General features: G+C 62.2%; 1 protein-coding gene. It reads right to left on the bottom strand.

Going from position 1 to position 778, the window contains the following annotated elements:
* Nucleotides 1-125: 125 nt before the first annotated feature.
* Nucleotides 126-778 (bottom strand): IS5 family transposase (locus NFX52_RS30390; RefSeq protein WP_252636012.1); only part of this gene is annotated, 653 nt, incomplete at its 5' end.

Below are 778 nucleotides of genomic sequence, written 5' to 3'. Positions count from 1 at the left end.
GGCTACGCTGAACAAGCCCTCGAAATTTCCCGCGCGAACGCGGAAGACGCCATTTTTTGGATTTTGTGGCCTCTTGCGCCGCCCATTTGGGCCGTTCGCAGGGCCTTGAGGCCCGATTTCCACCCTTACGGGCGCACCTGTCCCTGCAGTCGCCCTCGGGCAAGGAAAATGTTGGCCAGCGCCAAGGCCGTGAATGCGCGTGTGGCGTTCTTCTGCAGCCCGCGGTAGCGCACCTTGGTGAATCCCCACAGGCGCTTGACCACCCCGAACACATGCTCTACCCGAGCGCGGATGCGTGACTTGTTGCGGTTCTTGGCCCGCTGAACTTCGTCCACCTCGCCTGCACGGCGGGTGCGCTGGTTGGTGAAGTCTTTGGCTTGGGGCGCCTTGCCCCGGATCAGAGCCTTCTGGCTGGCGTAGGCCGAGTCGCCGTACACGCGCTGCTCGTTGCCATGCAGCAGATCGGGCAGCGGGTGTTTGTCATGCACGTTGGCCGCCGTCACCACGGCGCTGTGCGCCAGCCCGCTTTGGCTGTCCACGCCAATGTGCAGCTTCATGCCGAAATACCACTGCTGGCCTTTGCGGGTCTGGTGCATATCGGGATCGCGCGCCTTGTCGGCGTTCTTGGTAGAACTGGGCGCGGCGATGATGGTGGCATCCACGATGGTGCCGGTGTTGACCTTGAAGCCGCGCTCCTGCAATTGCTGGCCTACCTTGGCAAACAGGGCTTCACCCAGTTTTTGCTCATTGAGCAGTTTGCGAAACTTCAGCAGCGTGG

The organism is Acidovorax facilis, from assembly GCF_023913775.1.
Classification (GTDB): domain Bacteria; phylum Pseudomonadota; class Gammaproteobacteria; order Burkholderiales; family Burkholderiaceae_C; genus Acidovorax; species Acidovorax facilis.
This window is presented reverse-complemented; position numbering and strand designations above follow the sequence as displayed.